Origin of the sequence: Pseudorhodoferax sp. Leaf265, from assembly GCF_001422365.1 — a bacterium.
Classification (GTDB): domain Bacteria; phylum Pseudomonadota; class Gammaproteobacteria; order Burkholderiales; family Burkholderiaceae_C; genus Pseudorhodoferax.
In genome coordinates, this window is sequence record NZ_LMMT01000014.1 from 25,121 (window position 1) to 47,704 (window position 22,584).

At 70.2% G+C, this 22,584-nt stretch carries 20 protein-coding genes; 6 read left to right on the plus strand and 14 right to left on the minus strand.

Annotated features, from left to right (window positions below):
• Positions 1–52: 52 nt before the first annotated feature.
• From ASF45_RS14985 to ASF45_RS14995, 3 genes are read right to left on the minus strand one after another with little or no spacing between them, the layout of a single operon-like run.
• Positions 53–694 carry a thioredoxin family protein gene (locus tag ASF45_RS14985; RefSeq protein WP_056663806.1) on the minus strand — a complete coding sequence of 214 codons (642 nt, stop codon included), beginning with the start codon at positions 692–694 and terminating at the stop codon, positions 53–55.
• Positions 695–719: 25 nt separating this feature from the next.
• Positions 720–2,861 (minus strand): protein-disulfide reductase DsbD, encoded by a 2,142-nt coding sequence (locus tag ASF45_RS14990; RefSeq protein WP_082551034.1) that lies wholly within the window; start codon positions 2,859–2,861, stop codon positions 720–722.
• Positions 2,862–2,917: 56 nt separating this feature from the next.
• A complete protein-coding gene (locus ASF45_RS14995; RefSeq protein ID WP_056663809.1) occupies positions 2,918–3,661 on the minus strand; it encodes an alanyl-tRNA editing protein in 744 nt (247 codons plus the stop codon).
• A gap of 96 nt (positions 3,662–3,757) precedes the next feature.
• On the opposite strand from ASF45_RS14995, the gene ASF45_RS15000 reads away from it, so the two are divergent.
• Together ASF45_RS15000 and ASF45_RS15005 are read left to right on the plus strand one after the other, a co-directional pair.
• Positions 3,758–4,732, plus strand: coding sequence for a tripartite tricarboxylate transporter substrate binding protein (locus ASF45_RS15000; RefSeq protein WP_056663811.1), 975 nt, complete (start codon positions 3,758–3,760; stop codon positions 4,730–4,732).
• Between the two features lie 4 nt (positions 4,733–4,736).
• Positions 4,737–5,216, plus strand: coding sequence for a GFA family protein (locus tag ASF45_RS15005; protein ID WP_056663815.1), 480 nt, complete (start codon positions 4,737–4,739; stop codon positions 5,214–5,216).
• Positions 5,217–5,219: 3 nt separating this feature from the next.
• On the opposite strand, the gene ASF45_RS15010 is transcribed toward ASF45_RS15005, so the two are convergent.
• From ASF45_RS15010 to ASF45_RS15025, 4 genes are all read right to left on the minus strand, one after another.
• Positions 5,220–6,212 carry a tripartite tricarboxylate transporter substrate binding protein gene (locus tag ASF45_RS15010; protein ID WP_056663819.1) on the minus strand — a complete coding sequence of 331 codons (993 nt, stop codon included), beginning with the start codon at positions 6,210–6,212 and terminating at the stop codon, positions 5,220–5,222.
• A 30-nt stretch (positions 6,213–6,242) separates the two neighbouring features.
• Entirely contained in the window at positions 6,243–6,575 is a 333-nt protein-coding gene (locus tag ASF45_RS15015; protein WP_056663821.1) for an NIPSNAP family protein, read from the minus strand.
• Positions 6,565–8,316, minus strand: coding sequence for an FAD-dependent oxidoreductase (locus tag ASF45_RS15020; protein WP_056663823.1), 1,752 nt, complete (start codon positions 8,314–8,316; stop codon positions 6,565–6,567). The genes ASF45_RS15015 and ASF45_RS15020 overlap by 11 nt, the downstream gene beginning before the upstream one ends.
• 84 nt (positions 8,317–8,400) lie before the next feature.
• Positions 8,401–9,258 carry an SDR family NAD(P)-dependent oxidoreductase gene (locus ASF45_RS15025; RefSeq protein ID WP_056663825.1) on the minus strand — a complete coding sequence of 286 codons (858 nt, stop codon included), beginning with the start codon at positions 9,256–9,258 and terminating at the stop codon, positions 8,401–8,403.
• Between the two features lie 112 nt (positions 9,259–9,370).
• Between ASF45_RS15025 and ASF45_RS15030 the strand changes: the two genes are divergently transcribed.
• Positions 9,371–10,282: a helix-turn-helix domain-containing protein gene (locus tag ASF45_RS15030; RefSeq protein WP_056663828.1), complete on the plus strand. Its 912-nt coding sequence runs from the start codon at positions 9,371–9,373 to the stop codon at positions 10,280–10,282.
• A 3-nt stretch (positions 10,283–10,285) separates the two neighbouring features.
• On the opposite strand, the gene ASF45_RS15035 is transcribed toward ASF45_RS15030, so the two are convergent.
• Genes ASF45_RS15035 through ASF45_RS15050 form a run of 4 tightly spaced genes read right to left on the minus strand, consistent with a single transcriptional unit; the run spans position 10,286 to position 13,860 of the window.
• Positions 10,286–11,251, minus strand: a complete 966-nt coding sequence (locus ASF45_RS15035) for a tripartite tricarboxylate transporter substrate binding protein (protein WP_056663829.1) — start codon at positions 11,249–11,251, stop codon at positions 10,286–10,288.
• Between the two features lie 59 nt (positions 11,252–11,310).
• Positions 11,311–12,504: a M20 aminoacylase family protein gene (locus ASF45_RS15040; RefSeq protein ID WP_056663832.1), complete on the minus strand. Its 1,194-nt coding sequence runs from the start codon at positions 12,502–12,504 to the stop codon at positions 11,311–11,313.
• Positions 12,505–12,508: 4 nt separating this feature from the next.
• Positions 12,509–13,336 (minus strand): pantoate--beta-alanine ligase, encoded by an 828-nt coding sequence (gene panC / locus ASF45_RS15045; RefSeq protein WP_056663835.1) that lies wholly within the window; start codon positions 13,334–13,336, stop codon positions 12,509–12,511.
• A gap of 50 nt (positions 13,337–13,386) precedes the next feature.
• Positions 13,387–13,860 (minus strand): Lrp/AsnC family transcriptional regulator, encoded by a 474-nt coding sequence (locus tag ASF45_RS15050; protein ID WP_056663838.1) that lies wholly within the window; start codon positions 13,858–13,860, stop codon positions 13,387–13,389.
• Between the two features lie 130 nt (positions 13,861–13,990).
• On the opposite strand from ASF45_RS15050, the gene mdeB reads away from it, so the two are divergent.
• Positions 13,991–16,582 carry an alpha-ketoglutarate dehydrogenase gene (gene mdeB / locus ASF45_RS15055; RefSeq protein ID WP_056663841.1) on the plus strand — a complete coding sequence of 864 codons (2,592 nt, stop codon included), beginning with the start codon at positions 13,991–13,993 and terminating at the stop codon, positions 16,580–16,582.
• Between the two features lie 265 nt (positions 16,583–16,847).
• On the opposite strand, the gene ASF45_RS15060 is transcribed toward mdeB, so the two are convergent.
• From ASF45_RS15060 to ASF45_RS15070, 3 genes are all read right to left on the minus strand, one after another.
• Entirely contained in the window at positions 16,848–17,774 is a 927-nt protein-coding gene (locus ASF45_RS15060; protein WP_056663844.1) for a THxN family PEP-CTERM protein, read from the minus strand.
• A gap of 146 nt (positions 17,775–17,920) precedes the next feature.
• The gene (locus ASF45_RS15065; protein WP_056663848.1) at positions 17,921–18,325 is read right to left on the minus strand and encodes a tripartite tricarboxylate transporter substrate binding protein; all 405 of its coding nucleotides are present in this window, start codon (positions 18,323–18,325) and stop codon (positions 17,921–17,923) included.
• 22 nt (positions 18,326–18,347) lie between these two features.
• On the minus strand, positions 18,348–19,361 hold the full coding sequence (locus ASF45_RS15070; protein ID WP_056663851.1) for an aromatic ring-hydroxylating dioxygenase subunit alpha: 1,014 nt from the start codon (positions 19,359–19,361) through the stop codon (positions 18,348–18,350).
• 112 nt (positions 19,362–19,473) lie between these two features.
• Between ASF45_RS15070 and ASF45_RS15075 the strand changes: the two genes are divergently transcribed.
• Together ASF45_RS15075 and fusA are read left to right on the plus strand one after the other, a co-directional pair.
• Entirely contained in the window at positions 19,474–20,223 is a 750-nt protein-coding gene (locus ASF45_RS15075; protein WP_056663855.1) for an IclR family transcriptional regulator, read from the plus strand.
• Between the two features lie 189 nt (positions 20,224–20,412).
• On the plus strand, positions 20,413–22,521 hold the full coding sequence (gene fusA / locus ASF45_RS15080) for an elongation factor G (RefSeq protein WP_056663857.1): 2,109 nt from the start codon (positions 20,413–20,415) through the stop codon (positions 22,519–22,521).
• Positions 22,522–22,584: the final 63 nt, after the last annotated feature.

The window sequence follows — 22,584 nt, forward strand, 5'->3', positions numbered from 1 at the left end:
ATGCTAACAGCCCCCTCTGACGCCGGCCTGTCGCGGCCGCCGCACGGACGGCTCAGCTCCTGTACTTGATGGTGCAGCCGTAGGGCGGGGTCTGCGCCTGGCTGATGGGCTTGCCGGCCAGCGTCTCGTCGAGGCCCTGGCGCACGTAGTTGGTGGCAGTCTTGATGTCGCTGGCGCGGGCCGAGGCGATGGAGTCGATGCCACCCGCGTAGACCAGCGTGCCCTGCGGATCGACGATGTACATGTGCGGCGTGGTGCGCGCGCCGTAGGCCCTGCCCACGGTGCCTTCCTCGTCCATCAGCGTGGCCGTGGGCGCGCCGGATTTGTCCTGGATCCAGCGTGCCAGCTGCTGCGGCGGCAGGTAGTCGGAGGCGGCCTTCTCGGTCGAGTTGACGGCCAGCCAGACCACGTCCTTGCCCGTGAACTCCTTCTGCAGGCCGGGCAGGTTGGCGCTGTCGTAGTGCTTGCGCACGAAGGGGCAGCCCGGGTTGGTCCATTCCAGCACCACGGTCTTGCCCTTGAATTCGGCCAGCGTGCGCGTCTTGCCGTTGGTGTCGGTCAGCGTGAAGGCGGGGGCGGGCTGGCCGACGGCGGCCGCGGCCTGGGCGGTGCCGGCCGCCAGCAGGGCGCAGGCGGCAACGGAGGTCAGCAGGGCCGTGCGGCGCTGCAGGAGGGGGCGGACCAGGGATGGCATCGGGGCGGCTCCTTCAGGGTGGTGGTTACAGGCTCGCGATGGCCGCACGCAATTCGGCCACGCTCAGGATCTCGGACAGCACCACGGGCGCGCTGCCCTGGCGGTACAGCACGTAGACCGGCACGCCGCTGCGGCCCAGTTCGCGCAACGCCGAAGTGATGGCCGGGTCGCGCCGGGTCCAGTCGGCCGTCAGCAACTGCACGTTCTTGGCCTCCAGGTCGGCCAGCACGCTCTTGTCGGCCAGCGCCGTGCGCTTGTTGTACTGGCAGGTCACGCACCAGGCGGCCGTGAAGTCCACGAACACGGGCCGGCCCTGGGCCAGCGCCTGTTGCACCTGTGCGGGCGTCCAGGGCTGCCAGCGCGCACCAGCGGCGGCCACGGGCGTGGCGGCCTCCACCGGGCGCAGCACGGCGGGGCCGAACAGGCCCAGCATGCCCACGGCCAGCAGCAGCGCCAGCGTTCCCATGACCCAGCGCGCACGGCCCGCCAGGCCCAGCGCCCAGACCACGGCCGCCAATGCCACAAGCAGCAGCAGCAGCGCCGCGGCACCGTCGATGCCGGTCTGCTGGCCCAGCACCCAGACCAGCCAGGCCACGGTGGCGAACATCGGGAAGGCCATGCAGCGGCGGAACACGTCCATCCAGGGGCCCGGCCGCGGCAGCCAGCGCACCACGGCCGGCACCACGCTGGCCAGCAGGAAGGGCAGAGCCATGCCCAGGCCCAGCACCGCGAACACCGCCAGCGCCTGGGCCGTCGGCAGGCCCACGGCGACGCCCATGGAGGCGCCCATGAACGGCGCCGTGCAGGGCGAGGCGATGGCCACGGCCAGCACGCCGGACAGGAAGGCGTCGGCGACCGGATGGCGCGCCTGGGCCGTGGCCAGGCCCGAGGGCAGCAGGTGGCCGAAATCGAACAGGCCGGCCAGGTTCAGCCCGAGCAGCGTGAACAGCACGGCCAGCGCGGCCACCACCCCCGGCGATTGCAGCTGGAAGCCCCAGCCGAGTTGCTCGCCGGCTGCGCGCAGGCCCAGCAGCAGGCCGGCCAGTGCGACGAACGAGAGCACCACGCCGGCGCTGTAGGCCAGGCCATGCAGCCGCAGCGCGCGCCGTTCGCCGGCATGGCGCGCGAAGCCCAGCATCTTGATGGCCAGCACCGGGAACACACAGGGCATGAAGTTCAGGATCAGCCCACCCAGCAGCGCGCCAGCCAGCGCGGCGATGAGGCCGATCGGCCGGCCCGCATCGACGGGCTGCTGGGCGGCTGCGTTGGCCTCGAGCGCGGCGCTCAGCGCGGGCGACACCGTCGCGACGGCCGCGCCCTGCGGCCAGGTCCCGGCCACGGCGGCTTCGGCGCGCCAGGCCTGGCGCCGGCCGTCTGCGTCCAGCGCGAGCACCACGGGCATCACGGCCGGGCTCTGGCTGCGCTGGTCCGACAGCGGCACGCGCGCTGTCCAGACGGCGCCGTCCCAGGTCTGGGTCCAGGCGCCCGCGGTCTGGATGACCTCGGCGGTCTCGGGGAAGAACTCCAGGGTCTTGCCCTGCACGGTTGCGGGCAAGCCGCGCACGGCCACGGCCAGCGTCTTGCCGTCGACGACGTCCACCGTGCTGCCCGCGGGCAGGGCTTGCGGGTGGGCGGCGGCGGCCGCATCGAACGCGGCCTGGTGCAAGGCGGTGGCGCCCTGCACGGGCAGGTCCAGCGTGAACTCGCCCTCTTCGGGAATGCACTCCTTGCGGCAGACCAGCCAGGATGCGCTGAGCTTGAGCTGCAGCTGCCCGCCCCGGGCCTGGAAGTCCGGCCCCACGGTCAGCGGCACGGGCAGCAGCACGGTGTTCTCGTAGCCGTAATTGGCCAGCGGGCCGATCGGGATCTTGTGCGGCACGGGCCAGGCGATCTCGCCGGCCTGCACGCCGGCCGGCAGCTGCCAGCGCAGCTCGGTCGGCAGGCCCGAGTCGCCCGGGTTCTTCCAGTAGGTGTGCCACTCGGGCTTGTGCGTGATCGACAGCCCGACCCACACCGGCTGGCCCGGCGCCACGCCCTGCGGCGCCAGCGCCACGAGCTCGGCGCGCACCTGGGGCGTGGTCACGACGGCGGCATCGGCCAGCGCGGCCGGCGCGGCCAGGGCGAAGCCCGTGGCCAGCAGCAGGGCGAGGGCAGGGTGTTGCGGCATGGATGGCGTGCGAAAGCGCAGATGGGAGCGCCCTGCGCCCGCAAAGTTCCACCCCGTCATGCCGCGAATCCCAGCACCACGCGGCGTGCCATGGCGCCCTTCTTCTCGATCTTGGTCACGACCACGGCGCCGATCTCGGCCGTGTTGGCCACATGCGTGCCGCCGCAGGGCTGCAGGTCGATCAGTTCCCCGGCGCCGACGCGGATGGTGCGCACGGCGCCCGTGCCGCGCGGCGGCGAGACCGACATGCTCTTGACCAGGGCCGGGTTGGCGTCGAGTTCGGCCTCGGTGATCTCGCCCACGGTGACGGGCAGCGCCGCGCCGACCAGGCGCGCGATGCCGGCACTGAGCGCCTCCTTGTCGAGCGGCTGGTCGGTGTGGAAATCCAGCCGCGCCGTGTCCGCCGTGATCGAGCAGCCGTTCACGGGCAGGGCCACGAGGTGGCACAGCAGGTGCGTGGTGGTGTGAAAACGCATCAGCCGGTGGCGGCGCGCCCAGTCGATCTCGGCTGTCACGGGCGTGCCGGCGGTGCACAGGGCCAGCAGGTCGTCCTGGCCGGGCGCCGGCACATGGCAGATCGCGGCCGTGGGTCGGCCTTCGGCGTCCTTGCCCTTGCGCGTGTCGGCGATCGCCAGGCGCTGGCCATCGGCCAGCAGCAGCCAGCCCGTGTCGCCGGCCTGGCCGCCGCCCAGCGGGTAGAACACCGTGCGGTCGAGCACGATGCCTTCCGGGCCGGCGGCGGTGATGGTGGCGCCGGTCTGGCGCAGGCGGGCGTCCTGGCGGAAGAGATCCTGGGTCATCGTGCAAGAAGGGGTGGAGCGGGCAGAGCGCCATTGTCGGCGGCCCGGCGCAGTGGCGCTGCTATGCTGGCCGAACACCCAGAACCAGGAGGAGACATGCCCCATCCACAACGCCGCGCGCTGCTGCTGGGCCTGGCAGGCGCCGCGCTCACACCCGTGGTGCGCGCCCAGGTCTGGCCGGCCAAACCCATCAAGCTCATCGTCGGCTTTCCGCCCGGCGGCGGCATCGATTTCGCGGCGCGCACGGTGCAGGTGCCGCTGCAGGAGTTGCTGGGCCAGCAGATGGTCGTCGAGTACAAGCCCGGCGCTGGCGGCCTGCTGGCGGCCACCGAGCTCACGCGCGCTGCGCCCGACGGCTACACGCTGCTGCTGGCCAACACCGGCCCGTTCGCGATCGCGCCCTACCTGCAGGCGAAGATGCCGTACGACCCGCTGCGCAGCTTCAGCTACGTGGGCCAGATCAGCCAAGGCAGCTACATCGCGGTCACGCGGCCCGACCATCCGGCACGCGACCTCAAGGAGTTCGTGGCCTGGGTGCGCGCCAATCCCGGCCAGGTCAACTTCGCTTCGGCCGGCAAGGGCTCGTCCACGCACCTGAACGGCGAGCTGTTGAACCAGGTCACCGGCCTGGACCTCGTGCATGTGCCCTACAAGGGCAGCGCGCCGGCCGTGCAGGACCTGATCGGCGGGCAAACCCAGATCCTGATCGATGCCGGCACCGTGCTGCTGCCCCAGGTCAAGGGCGGCAAGCTCAAGGCCCTGGCCGTGACCGGCACCAAGCGCGACCCGCAACTGCCCGATGTGGCCACCGTGGCCGAGCAGGGCCTGGCCGGCGTGCAGTCGGTCGGCTTCCAGGGCTTGGTCGGCCCGGCCGGCATGCCGCGCGAGGTGGTCGACCGGCTGGCGGCTGGTCTGGCCAAGGTGCTGGCCGTGCCGGAGGTGCAGGCCAAGTTCGCGGCTGCCGGTGCCGAGGTGCACTACCAGGGGCCGGAGGCCTTCGCCGCGTTCGTCAGGGCCGACAACGAGAAGTGGGCCAAGCTCATCCGCGACCGCAAGATCCAGCTGGACTGAGGCGATGGAACAAGCCGCGGACACTCACGACGGCCATTGCAGCTGCGGCTTCGTGCGCTACCGCATGGCGTCGGCGCCGATGATCGTGCACGCCTGCCACTGCAGCTGGTGCCAGCGCGAGAGCGGTGGGCCCTTCGTCGTCAATGCCGTGATCGAGGCCACGCGCGTGACGCTGTTGCAGGGCGAGGTCCACCTGGTTGTGACGCCCTCGGCGAGCGGCAAGGGCCAGAAGATCGCGCGCTGCCCACAGTGCCAGGTGGCGCTCTGGAGCCACTACCCGAACGCCGGCGAGCGCATCTGCTTCGTGCGCGTGGGCACGCTGCAGGCGCCCGCGCGGCTGCCGCCCGACGTGCACATCTTCACGTCCACGCGCCAGACCTGGCTGCCGCTGCCCGAGGGCGCCTTGGCCGTGCCCGCGTTCTACGAGCCGGCCAAGGTCTGGTCGGCCGAGGCCCGCGCACGCTGGGCCGCGGCGCGTGCCTGAGCCTCAGTCGACCGCGATCCCGCGCGCGCGGATCAGCGGCGTCAGCACGGCCGTCTCGTCGGCGATGGTCTTGCCGAAGCCCGTGCCGTCCTGTGCGATGGTCTCCACGCCCAACTCGGCGAAGCGCTGGCGCACCTCGGGCAGCTGCAGGGCCTTGGCCACTTCGGCGGCCATGCGCTGGACGATGGCCGGCGGCGTGCGGGCCGGCGCGAACAGGCCGAACCAGTTGCCGAGCTCCACGCCGGGGATGCCGGCCTCGGTCAGCGTGGGCGCATCGGGGAAGAACGGCGAGCGCCGCGTGCCGCTCACGGCCAGCAGCCGGGCGCGCCCCTCGCGGATGTGCTGCAGGCCCGTCGCCGGATCGAAGTAGTAGTCGATCTGGCCGGCCAGGATGTCCTGCAGCGCCGGTGCTGCGCCCTTGTAGGGCACGTGCACCACGTCGATGCCGGCCTGCTGCTTGAACAGCTCGCCGACCAGGTGCATCTGCGTGCCGGGCCCGCCCGAGCCGTAGCTGAGCTTGCCCGGCGCGGCCTTGGCCAGGGCGACGAGCTGCGCGCTGCTGCCGGCCGGCAGCCCCTTGCGGGCCACGAGGTAGAGCTGGGCGTAGCCCAGGCTGCTGACGGGCTGCAGGTCGCGCGCCGGGTTCAGCGCGGGCTTGAACAGCGAGGGGTTGGCGGTCTGCACCGAGATCGGCGCGACCATGAAGGTATGGCCGTCGGCTGCGGCGCGGATGGTCTCGCTGGCCGCGATGTTGCCGCTGGCGCCGGGCCGGTTGTCCACGACGATGGGCTGGCCCAGCGCTTTTTGCAGCGGCAGGCCGACCACGCGGGCCATGATGTCGGTGGTGCCGCCGGCCGGAAAGCCAACGACGAGGCGGATCGGCCTGGCCGGCCAGGCGTCCTGGGCCTGGCCGCTGCCCGCGGCCAGCAGGCCGGCGGCGGCCGTGGCGCGCAGCAGCGTGCGGCGGGTGCAAGGGTGGGGTTGATGGGCGTTCATGGCGTGTCTCCGTCGGTTGCAAGGTGGGGGTCAGCGGGCCGGCCAGGCCGGCATCGCGGCGGCACGCACGAGGCGCGTTTCCTGCGCCGTGATCAGGTGTTCCGAGGCAGCCAGGTAAGCCGGGAAGTCCGGGTGCGCGTCGCGTGCCTGGCTGCGGCGTTCGTAGTCCGCCAGGCTGTCGTAGGCCCACAGGTGCACGAACTGGTTCTGCGGGCCGACCTGGCTCAGGTAGAAGCCCAGCGGATGCTCCAGCGTCTGCAGCAGCACCGGCATGGCCAGGCGGTTGAACACCTCGAGGAACTCGCCCATGCGGCGCAGGCGGATGGTGTAGACGCGGTGGTCCACGAGCGGCTTAGGCGGCATGGCGCTGCTCCTGCGGCGCCGTGGCCTGCGCCGGCAGGTCGCCCGCGATGTGGCGCGCCGTGAGCCAGCCGAAGGTCATGGCCGGGCCCAGCGTGATGCCCGCGCCGGGATAGTTGCCGCCCATGATGCTGGCGCGGTCGTTGCCCACGGCGTACAGGCCCGCGACGGTGCTGCCGTCGGCGCGCAGCACCTCGCCGACCACGCTGGTGCGCAGCCCGTCGAAGGTGCCGAGGTCGCCCATGAAGACCTTGACCGCGTAGTAGGGCCCGCGCGCGAGCGGTGCCACGCAGGGGTTGGGCTGCTGCTGCGGATCGGCCAGGTAGCGGTTGAAGGCGTTGCCGCCGCGGCCGAACTGCGGGTCCAGACCTTGCGTGGCGCCCTGGTTGTAGGCGGCCACGGTGGCTTGCAGACCGGCGCCATCGATGCCCGTGGCCTGGGCCAGTTCTGCCAGCGTGCGGCCCTTGAACAGATAGCCCTGGCGGATGAGGCCGCCCAGCGGCATGGGCGCTGGCTTGGCATAGCCCAGGCCGTACTTGGAGATGGCGGTCTGGTCGCAGACCAGCCACATGGCCGTCTCGCGTTCGCCCGCGCAGGCCTCGATCAGCGCCGCGCCCACGTCGTGGTAGGAGTCGGCCTCGTTCGTGAAGCGCCGCCCATTGCGCAGCACGCCGATCACGCCGGGCTTGTAGCGGTCCAGCAGGTGTGGGAACACGCCGGTGCGGCCGCCCGGCAGCGGCACGCGCGAGACCGGCATCCAGGCCGCGGCGCCGGTGCCGTCGAAGCGCATGTCGACCTGGCCGCCGGCGCGCTCGGCCAGCGCCAGGCCATCGCCGGTGTTCTCGGCCGGCACAGGCGAGAGGTGCTCGCCGCCGCGCGCCAGGTGCGGGTAGCGCTGGGCGGTGCGCGCGCGGTCGTGGGCGTAGCCACCGCAGGCCAGCACCACGCCGCGCCGCGCGGTGATGCGCAGCTCGCCCTGCTGCATGCGCACGCGCGCACCGACGGTGCGGCCTTCGGCGTGCAGCAGCTCGAGCACCTCGGCGCCGGTGTGGATCGGAATGCCGAGGTCGAAGCAACTCTTGGCCAGCCGCGCGGCGAGCGCGTTGCCGCTCGTGACCTGCACGCCGCGTCGCCAGCGCAGCAGGTCGACGAAGTGCGCCGCCAGCCGCCTGGCCACGTACAGCGCCGACACCACGGACTTGCTGGCGCGGAAGAAGTGCTTGAGGTCGGCGTTGGAGGAGTTGAACATCATGCCCATGAAGGTGATGGTCTCGAGCGGCGGGCGCAGCCGCGCGAGCTCGGGGCCGAGCTGGCTGGCGTCGAAGGGCGCGGCCAGGATGGAGCGGCCGACCTGCGCGCCGCCCGGCGCGTCGGGGTGGTAGTCCGGGTACAGCGTGGGCACGAAGCGCACGGACGTTTCGCGCTCGAACCAGTCGACCATGGCGCTGGCGTGTTCCAGGAAGGCCTCGGCCGCAGCCGCGTCGAAGAAGCGGCCGGCCTGGTCGCGCAGGTAGGTGCGCATCGCGGCGCGCGTGTCGCCGGCCGGCGCGTGGCGGCTGCCGGGAATCCAGAGCACGCCGCCCGAGAACGCGGTGGTGCCGCCGAAGACCGAGGCCTTCTCGACGACGACCACGTCCAGGCCGAGCTTGCGGGCCGTGATGGCGGTGGACAGGCCGCCGGCGCCCGAGCCGACGACCAGCAGGTCGCAGAGCAGGTCCTGCGCAACGGAATCGAAGGGGTGCATGCTGAGGTCTCCTTGGGGTGTGCGAAGCCACCGCATGCCCGGGCATGCGGAACGAGGGGCGGAACAGGAAGGGGGGAGGCGCGATCAGGCGCCGCGCGCCGCGTCGTCGTTGAAGCCGGGGCGCGGCACCATGTCCATCAGCATGCAGGCCAGGCCGCCATCGACCACCAGCTCGGCGCCGTTGACGTAGGCTGCGCGCGCGCTGGCCAGGAACAGCACGGGCTCGGCGATGTCCTGCGGCTCGCCGATGCGGCGGCTGGCGGTGGCTGCGGCGCGACGCGCCTCGAAGCCGGGCTCGGCATAGAAGCGGGCCGACAGCGCCGTGCGGACCATGCCGGGGCAGACCACGTTGCTGCGCACGCCCTGCGGCCCCCATTCGGCCGCGAGCTGGCGCGACAGCAGGCGCACGCCGGCCTTGCTCGCGCTGTAGGCGCCGCTGGCGGTCTGCGGGTGCAGCGCGGAGACCGAGGCCACGTGCACGATGCTGCCGTGGCCGGCCTCCAGCATGTCCTGGCCAAAGGCGCGCGCGCAGAGCAGGTAGCCCGTCAGGTTCACGGCCAGCACCGCGTTCCACTCGGCGATGGGGACCGTGGCCAGCGCGCCGGGCCGCAGCAGGCCGGCGTTGTTGACCAGCGCCGTGACCGGGCCGAGCTGCGTGCGCACCTGCTGCGCGGCGGCCTGCACGGCGGCCTCGTCGGCGATGTCGCACGCGACCGCCAGCACGCGGGCGCCTTGGTCGGCCAGCGTCGCGGCCACGCGGCGCGCGCTGTCGATGTCGCGGTCCAGCAGCGCGACCTGCGCGCCCGCGGCGGCGAAGCCCTGGGCGATGGCCGCGCCGATGCCGCTGCCCGCGCCGCTGACCACGCACACGCTGCCGGCCAGGCCCAGCCAGCTGAAGGTGGACGATTCGTTCGCCGGGTCGGTGGAAGTGGTCTGGTGCATCTGCGTTGTCTCCGTCGTGGTACGGCCTCAAGCATCGCGCCGCAGGCCGTTCGCTTCAATCGACAAAGCCGGCCATGAACCGGACAATCCGTGCATCACAGGGAGACACACCATGCGCACCGAACCGGGCACCGTCCGCAGCTTCGCGCTCTATGGCAGCAGCGACCAGCAGCCGGCCTGGGCCGAGCTGGTGCACCTGGAAGCCATCCCCGAGCGCTCGAGCCTGTTCGACTGGGAGATCGACCTGCACTTCCACGAGGCGCTCGTGCAACTGCTCTACCTCACGCGGGGCGGCGAGGGAGAGGCTGTCATCGACGGCGTGCGCTGGGTGCTGCGGCCGCCCTGCCTGATCGTGGTGCCGGCGCGCGCCGTGCACGGCTTCAGCTTCCATCCCGCCACCGACGGGCCGGTCATCACGGCCGCGCAGAAGCCGCTGGAGTCGCTGGCCGCGCTGACGGCGCCGCAGCTGCTGGAGCACCTGCGCCGCCCGGCCGTGCTCGAGGTGCCGCCGGACAGCCGCCACGCCCAGGTGCTGCTGCCGCTGTTCGAGGCCATCGGCCGCGAGCAGCAGCTGCTGGCCGACGGCGGCATGCGCGCCGGCATGGCCTTGCTGGCGGCGCTGTTCGTGCAGGTGGCGCGCGTGGCGGCCTCGGCCAGCGGGGCCGTGCACAGCACGCGCTCGCGCAAGGCGGCGCAGATCGAGCGCTTCCGCGCGCTGCTGGATGCGCGCTTTCGCGAACGCCTGCCGGTGCAGGCCTACGCGCAGGCGCTGGGCATCACGCTGGGCCAGCTCACGCGGCTCACGCGCGAGCTGCTCGGCGCGTCGGCACAGGCCGTGGTCAATGCGCGCGTGGTGCACGAGGCCGAGCGCGAGCTGGTCTACTCCTCGCTGTCGGTCAAGCAGATCGCGGCCGAACTCGGCTTCGAGGACGAGGCCTACTTCGGCCGCTTCTTCAAGAAGCACACGGGCCTGCGACCCACCGATTTCCGTGCGCAGGCGCGGCGCCGGCTGGCGGCGCAGTGAGCGCTACTCGACCTTGGCGCCCGAGGCCTTGACGGTGGCGCCCGAACTCTCCCAGTCCGCGCGCAGCAGCTTGTGGAACGCGTCCGGCGTCATCGCCGCGGACTCCACGCCCAGCCGCGCGAGGCGTTCCTGCACGGCGGGGTCGGCCAGCGTCTTCTGCAGCGCGGCGTTGATCTTGTCCAGCTCCGCACGCGGCAGCGCGGCCGGCGCCAGCAGGCCGATCCATGAATCGAAGCTGTAGCCCGGCAGGCCGCTCTCGGCCGCGGTCGGCAGCTCGGGCAGGAAGCGCGAACGCTGCTTGCCGGTGTAGGCGATGAACTTCACGCGCGCGTCGTCCTTGTAGCCCATCACGCCGATCAGCGAGGAGGTGACGGCCTGCACGCGGCCGGCCAGCACTTCGTTGACCGCGTCGCCGGTGGACTTCATCGGGATGTGCTGCATGTCCAGCCCGGCCATGGCCACGAACGAGGCCATGCCCAGGTGGGTGGCGCTGCCGTTGCCGGCCGAGGCGTAGTTGTAGGCGCCGGGCTTGGCCTTGACGGCGGCGATGAACTCGCGCGTGTTGCTGGCGCCCAGCGCGGCGGGCGCCACGATCGCGTAGCCCGAGTTGCCGATGTAGCCCACGCCCACGAAGTCCTTCAGCGGGTCGTAGTCGAGCTTCTTGTACAGGTGGCCCACGATGTGGTGGCTGGCCGCGGCCAGCACCAGCGTGTTGCCGTCGGGCGCGGATTTGGCCACGTAGGACGAGCCCACGCTGCCGCCTGCGCCGGCGCGGTTCTCCACGATCACGCTGGCGCCCAGCGCCTGGCCGAGTTCGTTGTTGATGGCGCGGGCGATGGTGTCCTGCACCGCGCCGGTGCCGAAGGGCACGACGATGCGCACGACGCGCTGCGCCTGGGCTGGCAGCGCGGTGCACAGCAGGCCGGCCGCCAGCAGCGGCAGCAGGCGCGAGAGGGTGGGGCGGAACATGGGGTGACTCCTGGGGTGGGGAAACGGCAGGTTCTGCAAGAACGGCGCCAGCGTGACGATCAGGCCAGCCAGCGCTCGGCCAGGCGCACGAAGTAGCTCGCGCCGACCGGGATGATCTCGTCGTTGAAATCGAACGAGGTGTTGTGGATGATGCAAGGCCCCGGGCCGTGGCCGGCCATGCGGTGGTCGCCGTCGCCATTGCCCAGGAAGGCGTAGCAGCCCGGACGCTCCATGAGCATGTGGGCGAAGTCCTCTGCGCCCAGCACGCCGGGCAGGTCCTCGTCGACCATGGCGTCGCCGACGATCTCGCGCATGACCTCGGCCGCGAAGCGGGCCTCGGCCGGGTGGTTCACCACGGGCGGCGAGGCGCGCCGGAACATCACCTCGGCCTGGCACTCATGGGCTTGCGCGATGTGCGTGGCCAGGTGGCGCAGCCGCGCCTCGATCTTGTCCAGCGCATCGACCGAGAAGGTGCGCACCGTGCCGCCGACCCAGGCTTCGTCCGGGATCACGTTGGGCGCGTCCGAGCCCTGGATCTGCGTCACGGCCAGCAGCGCTCGCTCGGTGCTCGGGATGGTGCGCGCCACCAGGCTGCGCAGCGCCTGCGCGATCTCGAGCACCGCGCCGACCGGGTCCAGGCCCGTGTGCGGCATCGAGGCGTGTGTCCCGCGCCCGCGCACCGTGATGCGCCAGGTGTTGCTCGACGCCATCAGCGCGCCATGGTTCAGCGCGAAGTTGCCGACGCGGCCGAGGTTGAAGTTGTGCAGCGCGAACACCGCGTCGCAGGGGAAGCGTTCGAAGAGACCCTCGTCGATCATCTTTTTCGCGCCGGCCTTGCCCATCTCCTCGGCCGGCTGGAAGATGAAGTGCACGGTGCCGGCGAAGTCGCGCCGCTGCGCGAGCTGCCAGGCCGCGGCCAGCAGCATGGCGGTGTGGCCGTCGTGGCCGCAGGCGTGCATGCGGCCGTCGTGGCGGGAGCGGTGGTCGAAGCCGTTGACCTCCTGCAGCGGCAGCGCGTCCATGTCGGCGCGCAGGCCGATGGTCTTGCCCGTGTCGGGCCGGTTGCCGCGCAGCACGCCGACCAGGCCGGTACCGGCGATGCCGCGGTGCACCGCGATGCCCCATCCGGCCAGCAGGCCGGCCACCAGTTCGCTGGTACGGTGTTCCTCGAAGCCGAGCTCGGGATGGGCGTGGATGTCGCGCCGCAGCGTGCGGAAGCGGCCGGTGTCGGCAAAGGCGTCGAGGACGGGCATGGGCTCAGAACTCCAGGTTGTCGATCAGGCGTGTGCTGCCCAGCCGGGCGGCGGCCAGCACCACGCGCGGCGCGTCCGGCGATGCGGGCGGCAGCAGGTCGGTGCGGCCGCGCACGGCGATGTAGTCGGGGACCCAGCCGCGCGCGCGCAGGGCCTGCATGGCGGCCTGCTCGGCGGCTTCGGTGCGTGTGGGGTCGGCGCGCACGGCGTCGGCCACGGCGCGCAGCTGCGCGGCCAGGGCGGTGGACTCGCGCCGCTCCTCAGCGCCCAGGTAGCCGTTGCGCGAGGACAGTGCGAGGCCGTCGTCGGCGCGCACTGTTTCGCCGCCGGTGATGGCGATGGGCAGCGCGAAGTCGCGGACCATGCCCTCGATCACGCGCAGCTGCTGGTAGTCCTTCTTGCCGAACAGGGCCAGGCCGGGCTGGACGATCTGGAACAGCTTCATGACCACCGTGCACACGCCGGTGAAGAAGCCGGGCCGGAAGTGACCTTCCAGGATGTCGCCCAACGCTGCCGGCGGCGCCACCTTGTAGGCCTGCGGGGCGGGGTACATCTTGGCCTCGTCGGGGGCGAACACGATGTCGCAGCCGGCGCCGGCCAGCAGTTCGCTGTCGCGCGGCAGTGTGCGGGGGTAGCGGTCGAAGTCTTCGTGCGGAGCGAACTGCAGCCGGTTCACGAAGATGCTGGCCACCACGGGCCGGCCGCTGGCCTTGGCTTGGCGCACCAGGGCCAGGTGGCCTTCGTGCAGGTTGCCCATGGTCGGCACGAAGGCCGGGCGGGGGCCGGCCTCCAGGGCTTGGCGCAGTTCGGTGATGTGGTGCACGACGTGCATGCGGTCGGTCTCCTGGTCTGAAAAGGGGACAAGTGTGCCTTGCGTGCTGCTCAGGCCGTGCTGGACGGCAATGGCAGGGCCGTCTTGTAGCGCACCTGCTTGAGCGCAAAGCTCGAGCGGATCTTCTCGATGCCGGGGATGGGGGTGAGTTGCTCCAGGATGAAGCGCTCCAGCGCCGCGATGTCGGCCACGGCCACGCGGATCAGGTAGTCGCTGTCGCCGGTCATGAGGTAGCACTCCATGACCTCGTCGTGCAGCGCGATGCGGTGCTCGAAATCGGCCAGCGCCTCCTTGCTTTGGCGCGTCAGGCTGATGGAGATGAAGACGTTCAGGCCCAGGCCCAGCCGCGCCGGGTCGGCCAGTGCAACGTAGCCGGTGATGATGCCGGCGGCCTGCAGTGCCTTCACACGGGCCAGGCAGGGGGAGGGCGACAGGTGCACGCGCCGCGCGAGCTCCACGTTGGACAGCGCTCCGTCGCGCTGCAGTTGGTCCAGGATGCGCAGGTCTGTTGCATCCAGATTCATTTTGTGCCTCCATCCTCTGAGTTGGCGGCATTCTGTGCTGCTTCGGCGCATTACGCCATGCAGCTCAGCAACATGTTTGGCGAATATGCCCCTAGAGTGCTGGCATCCTGGACTCGATTCTTCGCCCGTCATGAACGCACCCAACACGATGGCCCAACTGCTTCAGATGCCCACAGGGGCCGACACCGATCCGCTGGAGACGCAGGAATGGCGGGATGCCTTCTCCGCTCTGCTGGCCGCGGGTGGGGCGGAGCGGGCCCGCTTCATGCTCGACGAACTCGCGCGCCTGGCGCGCGCCCTGCGCATCGGCTGGAAGCCCGAACTGGCCACGCCCTACGCCAATACCATCGCGGTGGAACAGCAGCCGGTGTTTCCGGGCGACCTGGCTGTCGAGGAGCGGCTGGCGTCGCTGATGCGCTGGAACGCGCTGGCCATGGTGGTGCGCGCCAACCTGGCCTATGGCGAACTTGGTGGCCACATCGCGAGCTACGCCAGCGCGGCGGACCTCTTCGAGGTCGGCTTCAACCACTTCTTCCACGCAAGAGATGACCGGCACCGTGGCGACCTGGTGTTCTTCCAGCCGCACAGCGCACCGGGCGTCTATGCGCGCGCCTTCCTGGAAGGCCGGCTCGGCGAGGCAGACCTCTTGCATTACCGCCAGGAGATCGTCGCATCCGATGCCGGCGCGCGCGGCCTGTCGAGCTATCCCCATCCCTGGCTGATGCCGGACTTCTGGCAGTTCCCGACGGGCTCCATGGGCATCGGGCCGATCAGCTCGATCTACCACGCGCGCTTCATGCGCTACCTCACGCACCGCAGTTTGCTGGACTGCGCGGGCCGCAAGGTCTGGGGCGTGTTCGGCGACGGCGAGATGGACGAGCCCGAATCCATGAGCGCGTTGACGCTGGCCGCGCGCGAAAAGCTGGACAACCTGGTCTGGGTCGTCAACTGCAACCTCCAGCGCCTGGACGGCCCGGTGCGCGGCAACGGCCGCATCATCGACGAGCTCGAACAGCTGTTCGCCGGGGCCGGCTGGAATGTCATCAAGCTGGTCTGGGGCAGCGACTGGGACTGCCTGTTCGCGCGCGACCAGCAGGGCGCGCTGCTGCGGGCTTTCGCGCACACCGTGGACGGCCAGATGCAGACCTTCGCGGCCAAGGACGGGCGCTACAACCGCGAGCACTTCTTCGGCCAGGACGAGGCGCTGCAACGCCTGGCCCAGGGCATGACCGACGAGCAGATCGACCGCCTGCGCCGTGGCGGCCACGACCTCGTGAAGATCCACGCGGCCTACGCGGCGGCTGCTGCGCACCGCGGCCAACCCACTGTGGTGCTGGCCCATACCAAGAAGGGCTACGGTATGGGCACGGCCGGCCAGGGCCGCATGACCACGCATTCGCAGAAGAAGCTGGACGAGACCGACCTGATCGCGTTTCGCAACCGCTTCGACCTGCCGCTGACGGACGAACAGGCCACCTCGCTGGCCTTCCACAAGCCGGCTGAAGGCAGCCCCGAGATGGTCTACCTGCGCGAGCGCCGCGCCGCGCTCGGCGGTTTCCTGCCGCGGCGTGAAACGGCCTGCGACACACCGCCGGTGCCAACGCTTTCCAACTATGCGCAGTTCGCGCTGGAGGCCGAGGGCAAGGAAATGAGCACGACCATGGCCTTCGTGCGCCTCCTGGGCCAGTTGCTCAAGGACCCGCAGCTGGGCCCGCGCATCGTGCCCATCGTGGCCGACGAGGCCCGCACCTTCGGCATGGCCAACCTGTTCAAGCAGGTCGGCATCTACAGCAGCGTGGGCCAGCGCTACGCGCCCGAGGACATCGGCTCGGTGCTGTCCTACCGGGAGGCGCTGGATGGGCAGATCCTCGAAGAAGGCATCAGCGAGGCCGGCGCCATCGCGAGTTGGACGGCCGCTGCGACCAGCTACAGCGTGCACGGTCTGGCCATGCTGCCGTTCTACATCTACTACTCGATGTTCGGGTTTCAGCGCGTGGGCGATGCGATCTGGGCCGCGGCCGACCAGCGCGCACGCGGCTTCCTGCTCGGGGCAACCTCCGGCCGCACCACGCTCGGTGGTGAGGGCCTGCAGCACCAGGACGGCAGCAGCCACCTGGTGGCTGCCACCATTCCGAACTGCAAGGCCTACGACCCGGCCTTCGCTGGCGAAATGGCCGTGATCGTGGATGCCGGCATGCGCGAGATGCTGGTCGAGCAGCAGGACGTCTTCTACTACGTGACGCTCATGAACGAGAACTACGCCCAACCGAGCCTGCCCCAAGGCGCGGAGCAGGGCGTGGTGCGCGGCGGCTACCGTTTCGGCGTGTACGGCCCCCAGGATGGGCCCCTTGTGACGCTGATGGGCTCGGGCGCGATCCTGACCGAGGTGATCAAGGCGGCCGAGCAACTGGCCACCGAGGGCATTGGCAGCGAAGTCCTGAGCGTCACGAGCTGGAGCGAGCTGGCGCGCGAGACTGGCAGAGCCACCCTGGCGCAACTGATGGCTGGCCAAGGCCCCGTCGTCGCGGCCAGCGACTATGTGCGCGCCGTGCCCGAAAGTCTGCGCGCGGGCGTGCCTGCCTCCCGTCGCTACGTGACCCTGGGGACGGACGGCTTCGGGCGCAGCGATACACGTTCGGCGCTTCGCCGCTACTTCGGCGTGGACGCGCAGGCCATTGCAGATGCTGCACGTGCGGCCTTGCAGTCCGGCGCCGTTCGTTGATCACCCCATAAGAAGCCGCTCGGTCCGCGTGGTGGACAAGACGTGACAGCTCGGTGCGCGATTTATACAGGTGGCGTTGCCGGAGGGGCTGTCATTGCAAGGGCGGGCAGGCGCAAGAAGATGGCAGCCCGGCGGGGCTGCGCATCGACATCGCTAGATCCTCGGCGATCCTGCGTCCTTCAACGGGCGACACGCCTACTGTGGCAACTGTCGACCCCATAAAAAAACCCCGCCTGGGCGGGGTTTTGGGAGCAAGGCTGAAAAATCAGGCCTTGTTCTTTTGTTGGCGGCGACGGATGCCGGCCAGGCCCAGCAGGCCAGCGCCCAGCAGGGCGATGGAACCCGGCTCAGGGATTTCTTCAGCCTTGATGCGGAACTGGAAGTTCGTGCTGTAGTCCACGCCTTCGGGGGTCGAGAAGCCGATGCAACCAGCGGCCACGCCTGCCAGTGCACATTGGGCGGGCAGCAGCTCGCCGAAGTTGCCGGTGGCGGTGAAGTCGAAGGTGTACTTGTAGCCACCGTAGTTGAAGCTTTGACCCAGCAGGCCGTCGAGCACGAAGATGTCGCTGCAAACTGCAGCGTCGGTCAGTGCCGTGGGGCAATTTGCTGCGGTATTCGGCGTTTCAACGAAACGGATCTGGTAGTTCGCGACGAACGGGATGACCGGCACGCCGCCATCAGCCGTCAGCACCAGTTGGGCATCGATCACGGTCGATTGCAGCGTCCAGCTGTTGGCGCCGATATTGCCGCGGTTGTAGTGGGTGTAAGCGTTGGCAGCTTCGTAGCCGCCACCGGTCACGACATTGCCAGAGGTGAAGCCTGCGCTCGTGGAGGTGGTGCCTGCGGTGCCAGTGGCTTCCGTGATGCCCAGACCGCTGCGCGTGCCGGCAGCGATCGTGCCGCTGCTGCGGCCCCAGCTCAGTTCCAGCGGCGAGATGCTCCAGGCGGAGTTCGCGTTGGCCGGGGCGCCTGCGGTCGTGCCGGACGGCACGAACTTGGTCACGCCGTCACCAGCCGTGAAGCCGACGCCGCCGCCGGACGAATTGGCTGCGGGTGCGTTCGCGCCGTTGCTGAACCAGCTGGTGACGGTGTAGTCCCAGTTGGTGATCGGGGCGGCGGAAGCGGCGGAAGCAGCGAACAGGGCTGCTGCGGCGAGGCCGAGGTGGCCAAGTTTGAAGCGGGTCAGGGTCATGACGTTTCCTTCAGGCGGTGAATCGGGGATGAAAGCGGCCCAACGAGGTTGGTGTGAAATATTCAGCAACTAGCATGCCTTGCATGAAAATTTCAATGAAAACAAAGGCGTTTGTGAATTCTGCGGGTGTTTCTGATGAGGGGGTGTCAAGATTTTCGACGTGGCATGAGTCGTGGTGAGGTTCTGCGTGAGGCCGTGATGCCACGCCATGCCGCCCGGCGGCGACGCCGCAGCAGCAGGCTCGCGTTCTGGATGAAGCCCGTCAGGTGCAGCAGCACGGTGTGGCCGTCGGGTTCGGCGCGCATCACGAGCTGGGTGGCGATGATGCCGTTGGCGCCGGTGCGGTTGTCCACCACCACGGGCTGGCCCCACAGGCGGGACAGCTTCTCGGCGATGGGGCGGACCATGGCGTCGGCCGAGCCGCCGGCCGGGTAGGGCACGACGATGGTGACGGGCTTGGTCGGCCAGGCCGCGGCGTGAGAGGCGAGGGCCAGCGGCAGGGCCGTGCACAGGGCGGTCTGCAGCAGGACGCGTCGGGAAGTATTGAACATGGTGGTCGTGGAGCGGTGTGGTTCAGTGCGCTTCGGCCTGGGCCAGGCGCGCGAGGATGCGGCGCGTGGCCAGCGGCGCCTGGTCGACGGCGATGTCGAACATCGGCGCGTCCGGCCCGTCGGTGCAGGCGTTGCGCCACTGGTCTTCCATGAGCACCTTGTCCTCGTTCAGCGTGACGGCAAAGGCGTCGGCCAGCTGCGCGGTGATGGCCGTGTCCTGCTGCGCGAAATCGCGGTACATGGTGGAGAACTTGAAGTGCGACCCTCGCGTCTGCGGCGTGCAGGGGCCGACCACGCGGATGCGGCGCACCAGGGCCGGGTCGGTGTTGCCGACGGGCTCGGAAGTGATGTCCAGCCGGATGTTGGCGCCGGGCCAGAAGTGGATGGTCTGGGTGCGCTTGACCTGGTCCCAGCCGAACAGGCGGCGGAACACCGGCGGCGCGTCGATGCGGTCCCAGGCTCGCCGCACCACGACGGTGTCGCCGCGCACGGTGGTCTCGGGCCGGGTTTCGGCCACCAACGGCGTGCCCACGGTCTGGCGGTGCACGTAGGAGACGTGCGAGAGGTCCAGCACGTTCTCCAGGTTGTAGGTGTAGGGCGCGGCCACGTGCATGGCGTCCGAGCGGCGGCCCACGTAGGCCGGGTCGCTGCAGATCTCGGCGTAGTCGGGCACCAGGGCTGCGTCGGCCAGCGCCTGTTCGCCCATCCAGATCCACAGGAAGCCGTCGCGCTCGACCAGTGCGAAGGCGCGCACGCAGGCCTTGGGCGGGATGCGCTCCTGGTTCGGGATGCGCACGCAGGTGCCGCTGCCGTCGAACTCCAGGCCGTGGTAGCCGCACTGCACGCGGTCGCCGACCAGGCGGCCCAGGTGCAGCGCCACGCGGCGGTGGCTGCAGCGGTCTTCGATGGCGGCGGCGCTGCCGTCCTGGCGCCGGAACAGCAGTACCGGCGTGTCGAGCAGCGTGCGCGGGAACAACGCGCCGGGAAGCAGTTCGTGCGCCATGGCGGCCACGTACCAGCAGTTGCGGGGGATCATCGGGCGGTCTCCTTCGTGGGGTCCGGAAACTGTAGGATTCGCGGCCGCTGCAACGCTTCACATATGTGAAGTCTGGCTCCGGGTTCACCCGCATGCAGGGACACTGGCCACCATGGACGAGAAGACGCCTGCCACGATCAAGTCGGCCCGCCGCGTGCTGGAGGTGCTGGAACTGTTCGCCGAGCGCCGAGGCCCGGCCTCCGTGTCAGCTGTGGCCGAGGCGCTGGACTACCCGCTGTCCAGCACCTCGGTGCTGCTGCGCAGCCTGGAGCGTCTGGGCTACCTGCAGCAGGACGCGGCCACGCGCGAGTTCCGCCCCACGCTGCGCGTGATGCTGCTGGGCACCTGGATGCACGACGACCTGTTCGGCCAGGGCAGCCTGCTGTCCAGCATGAACACGCTGCGCCTGCGCACGGGGCAGACCGTGATGGTCGGGCTGCGCCAGGGCGTGCACGTGCGCTTCATCCTGTCGCTGCCCAGCCTGCGGGCCAATGGGCTCAAGTTTCCGGTCGGCGTGATGCGGCCGGTCTGCCAGTCCTCGGTCGGCAAGATGCTGCTCACGCGCGAGACCGACCGCGACGTGCAGCGCATCGCGCGCGCCGCCAACGCGCAGGCCGAGCCGGAGCACCGGGCCGATGTGGCGGCGTTGCTGGACGAGGTGCGGCGCTGCCGCCTGCAGGGTTGGGCCGAGACGCGCGACTACCCGCGCACCGGCTTCGCCACGGTGGCCGTGCTGCTGCCCGAGTTGCCGGGCCAGCCGCCCATGGCCGTGACGCTGGGCATGCGGCTGGAGACCCTGCAGACGCGCGCCGAGGCGTTGCGCCAGGCACTGCAGGAAGCGGCGCAGCGCCTGGGCCCTTGAATTCGCGGCAAGCGCCATCACCTCGTTTGGTCTAAAGTCGCCCCTTCCTTCGTGGAGATTCCGATGTACCAAGTCGCACGCACCCTCGCATTCACCCACCCCTGAGCCGTGCGCGCGCGGCTCGCCCCTGTTCCTGGGCCGGCCGCTTTCTTTTTCATGCGGGCCGGCTCCTTCCAGTGAGTTGTCACCATGTCCCGCAAAACACCGATCCAGAACGTCCGCAACATCGGCATCAGTGCCCACATCGATGCCGGCAAGACCACGACCACCGAGCGCATCCTGTTCTACACAGGCGTGAACCACAAGCTCGGCGAGGTGCACGACGGCGCCGCCACCATGGACTGGATGGAGCAGGAGCAGGAACGCGGCATCACCATCACCTCGGCCGCCACCACCGCCTTCTGGAAGGGCATGGCCGGCACGGGTGTGGAGCACCGCATCAACATCATCGACACGCCCGGCCACGTGGACTTCACGATCGAGGTCGAGCGCAGCATGCGCGTGCTCGACGGCGCCGTGATGGTCTACGACGCCGTGGGCGGCGTGCAGCCGCAGTCCGAGACGGTCTGGCGCCAGGCCAACAAGTACAAGGTGCCGCGCCTGGCCTTCGTCAACAAGATGGACCGCGTGGGCGCGGACTTCTTCCGTGTGCAGAAGCAGATCGCCGATCGCCTGAAGGGCAACGCCGTGCCGATCCAGATCCCTGTGGGTGCCGAAGAGCACTTCCAGGGCGTGGTCGACCTCGTCAAGATGAAGGCCATCGTCTGGGACGATGCGAGCCAGGGCGTGCGCTTCACGTATGCCGACATCCCGGCCGAGCTGGTCGAGCTGGCGAACACCTGGCGCGAGAAGATGGTCGAGGCCGCGGCCGAGGCCAACGAGACGCTGCTCGACAAATACCTCAACGGCCAGGCCCTGACCGAGGAGGAGATCAAGGCCGCCCTGCGCCAGCGCACCATCGCCGGCGAGATCGTGCCCATGCTGGCCGGCAGCGCCTTCAAGAACAAGGGCGTGCAGGCCATGCTGGACGCGGTCGTCGACTACCTGCCCTCGCCGCTGGACATTCCCGCGATCCTGGGCCACGACGAGCACGACCATGAGAAGACCGTGGAGCGCCATCCCTCCGATGCCGAGCCGTTCTCGGCGCTCGCCTTCAAGATCATGACGGACCCGTTCGTGGGCCAGTTGGTGTTCTTCCGCGTCTACTCGGGCACGGTCAAGTCGGGCGACACGATCTACAACACCGTCAAGGGCAAGCGCGAGCGGCTGGGCCGCATCGTGCAGATGCACGCCAACACCCGGCAGGAGATCGACACGGTCTACGCCGGCGACATCGCCGCGGCCGTGGGGCTCAAGGACGTGACCACGGGCGACACGCTGTCCGATCCGTCCAAGGTGGTGCTGCTCGAACGCATGGTGTTCCCCGAGCCGGTGATCTCGCAGGCCGTGGAGCCCAAGACCCAGGCCGACCAGGAGAAGATGGGCGTGGCCTTGTCGCGCCTGGCGCAGGAGGATCCGTCCTTCCGCGTGCGCACCGACGAGGAATCGGGCCAGACCATCATCTCCGGCATGGGCGAGCTGCACCTGGAGATCCTGGTCGACCGCATGCTGCGCGAGTTCGGCGTGTCGGCCAACGTGGGTAAGCCCCAGGTGGCCTACCGCGAGGCGATCCGCAAGCCCGTGGAAGACGTGGAAGGCAAGTTCGTCAAGCAGTCCGGCGGCAAGGGCCAGTACGGGCACGTGGTGCTCAAGCTGGAGCCGCAGGAGGAAGGCAAGGGCTTCGAGTTCGTGGACGCCATCAAGGGCGGCGTGGTGCCGCGCGAGTTCATCCCTGCGGTGAACAAGGGCGTGCAGGAGGCGCTCAAGGCCGGCGTGCTGGCGGGCTACCCGGTGGTCGACGTCAAGGTGACGCTGACCTTCGGCTCCTACCACGACGTGGACTCGAACGAGAACGCGTTCCGCATGGCCGGCAGCATGGCCTTCCGCGAGGGCATGCGGCGTGCCACGCCGGTGCTGCTGGAGCCCATGATGGCCGTGGAGGTGGAGACGCCCGAGGACTTCATGGGCAACGTGATGGGCGATCTGTCCTCGCGGCGCGGCATGGTGCAGGGCATGGAGGACATCCCGGGCGGCGGCGGCAAGATCGTGCGGGCCGAGGTGCCGCTGGCGGAGATGTTCGGCTACTCGACCACGCTGCGCTCGCTGAGCCAGGGCCGTGCGACCTACAGCATGGAGTTCAAGCACTACGCGCAGGCGCCGCGCGAGGTGGCGGACAAGGTCGTGGCCGAGCGTCGCTGATGCTGTAGGCCTGCGCCGGCCGGGGGCATTGCGCCCGCGGCCGGCGTTCTTCATTTCATGCAA

Excerpts from the sequence above, each read along its gene's own strand:
- ASF45_RS14985 (WP_056663806.1), bottom strand. The coding sequence starts at position 694 with ATGCCATCCCTGGTCCGCCCCCTCCTGCAGCGCCGCACGGCCCTGCTG.
- ASF45_RS14990 (WP_082551034.1), bottom strand. The coding sequence starts at position 2,861 with ATGCCGCAACACCCTGCCCTCGCCCTGCTGCTGGCCACGGGCTTCGCC.
- ASF45_RS14995 (WP_056663809.1), bottom strand. The coding sequence starts at position 3,661 with ATGACCCAGGATCTCTTCCGCCAGGACGCCCGCCTGCGCCAGACCGGC.
- ASF45_RS15000 (WP_056663811.1), top strand. The coding sequence starts at position 3,758 with ATGCCCCATCCACAACGCCGCGCGCTGCTGCTGGGCCTGGCAGGCGCC.
- ASF45_RS15005 (WP_056663815.1), top strand. The coding sequence starts at position 4,737 with ATGGAACAAGCCGCGGACACTCACGACGGCCATTGCAGCTGCGGCTTC.
- ASF45_RS15010 (WP_056663819.1), bottom strand. The coding sequence starts at position 6,212 with ATGAACGCCCATCAACCCCACCCTTGCACCCGCCGCACGCTGCTGCGC.
- ASF45_RS15015 (WP_056663821.1), bottom strand. The coding sequence starts at position 6,575 with ATGCCGCCTAAGCCGCTCGTGGACCACCGCGTCTACACCATCCGCCTG.
- ASF45_RS15020 (WP_056663823.1), bottom strand. The coding sequence starts at position 8,316 with ATGCACCCCTTCGATTCCGTTGCGCAGGACCTGCTCTGCGACCTGCTG.
- ASF45_RS15025 (WP_056663825.1), bottom strand. The coding sequence starts at position 9,258 with ATGCACCAGACCACTTCCACCGACCCGGCGAACGAATCGTCCACCTTC.
- ASF45_RS15030 (WP_056663828.1), top strand. The coding sequence starts at position 9,371 with ATGCGCACCGAACCGGGCACCGTCCGCAGCTTCGCGCTCTATGGCAGC.
- ASF45_RS15035 (WP_056663829.1), bottom strand. The coding sequence starts at position 11,251 with ATGTTCCGCCCCACCCTCTCGCGCCTGCTGCCGCTGCTGGCGGCCGGC.
- ASF45_RS15040 (WP_056663832.1), bottom strand. The coding sequence starts at position 12,504 with ATGCCCGTCCTCGACGCCTTTGCCGACACCGGCCGCTTCCGCACGCTG.
- panC (WP_056663835.1), bottom strand. The coding sequence starts at position 13,336 with ATGCACGTCGTGCACCACATCACCGAACTGCGCCAAGCCCTGGAGGCC.
- ASF45_RS15050 (WP_056663838.1), bottom strand. The coding sequence starts at position 13,860 with ATGAATCTGGATGCAACAGACCTGCGCATCCTGGACCAACTGCAGCGC.
- mdeB (WP_056663841.1), top strand. The coding sequence starts at position 13,991 with ATGAACGCACCCAACACGATGGCCCAACTGCTTCAGATGCCCACAGGG.
- ASF45_RS15060 (WP_056663844.1), bottom strand. The coding sequence starts at position 17,774 with ATGACCCTGACCCGCTTCAAACTTGGCCACCTCGGCCTCGCCGCAGCA.
- ASF45_RS15065 (WP_056663848.1), bottom strand. The coding sequence starts at position 18,325 with ATGTTCAATACTTCCCGACGCGTCCTGCTGCAGACCGCCCTGTGCACG.
- ASF45_RS15070 (WP_056663851.1), bottom strand. The coding sequence starts at position 19,361 with ATGATCCCCCGCAACTGCTGGTACGTGGCCGCCATGGCGCACGAACTG.
- ASF45_RS15075 (WP_056663855.1), top strand. The coding sequence starts at position 19,474 with ATGGACGAGAAGACGCCTGCCACGATCAAGTCGGCCCGCCGCGTGCTG.
- fusA (WP_056663857.1), top strand. The coding sequence starts at position 20,413 with ATGTCCCGCAAAACACCGATCCAGAACGTCCGCAACATCGGCATCAGT.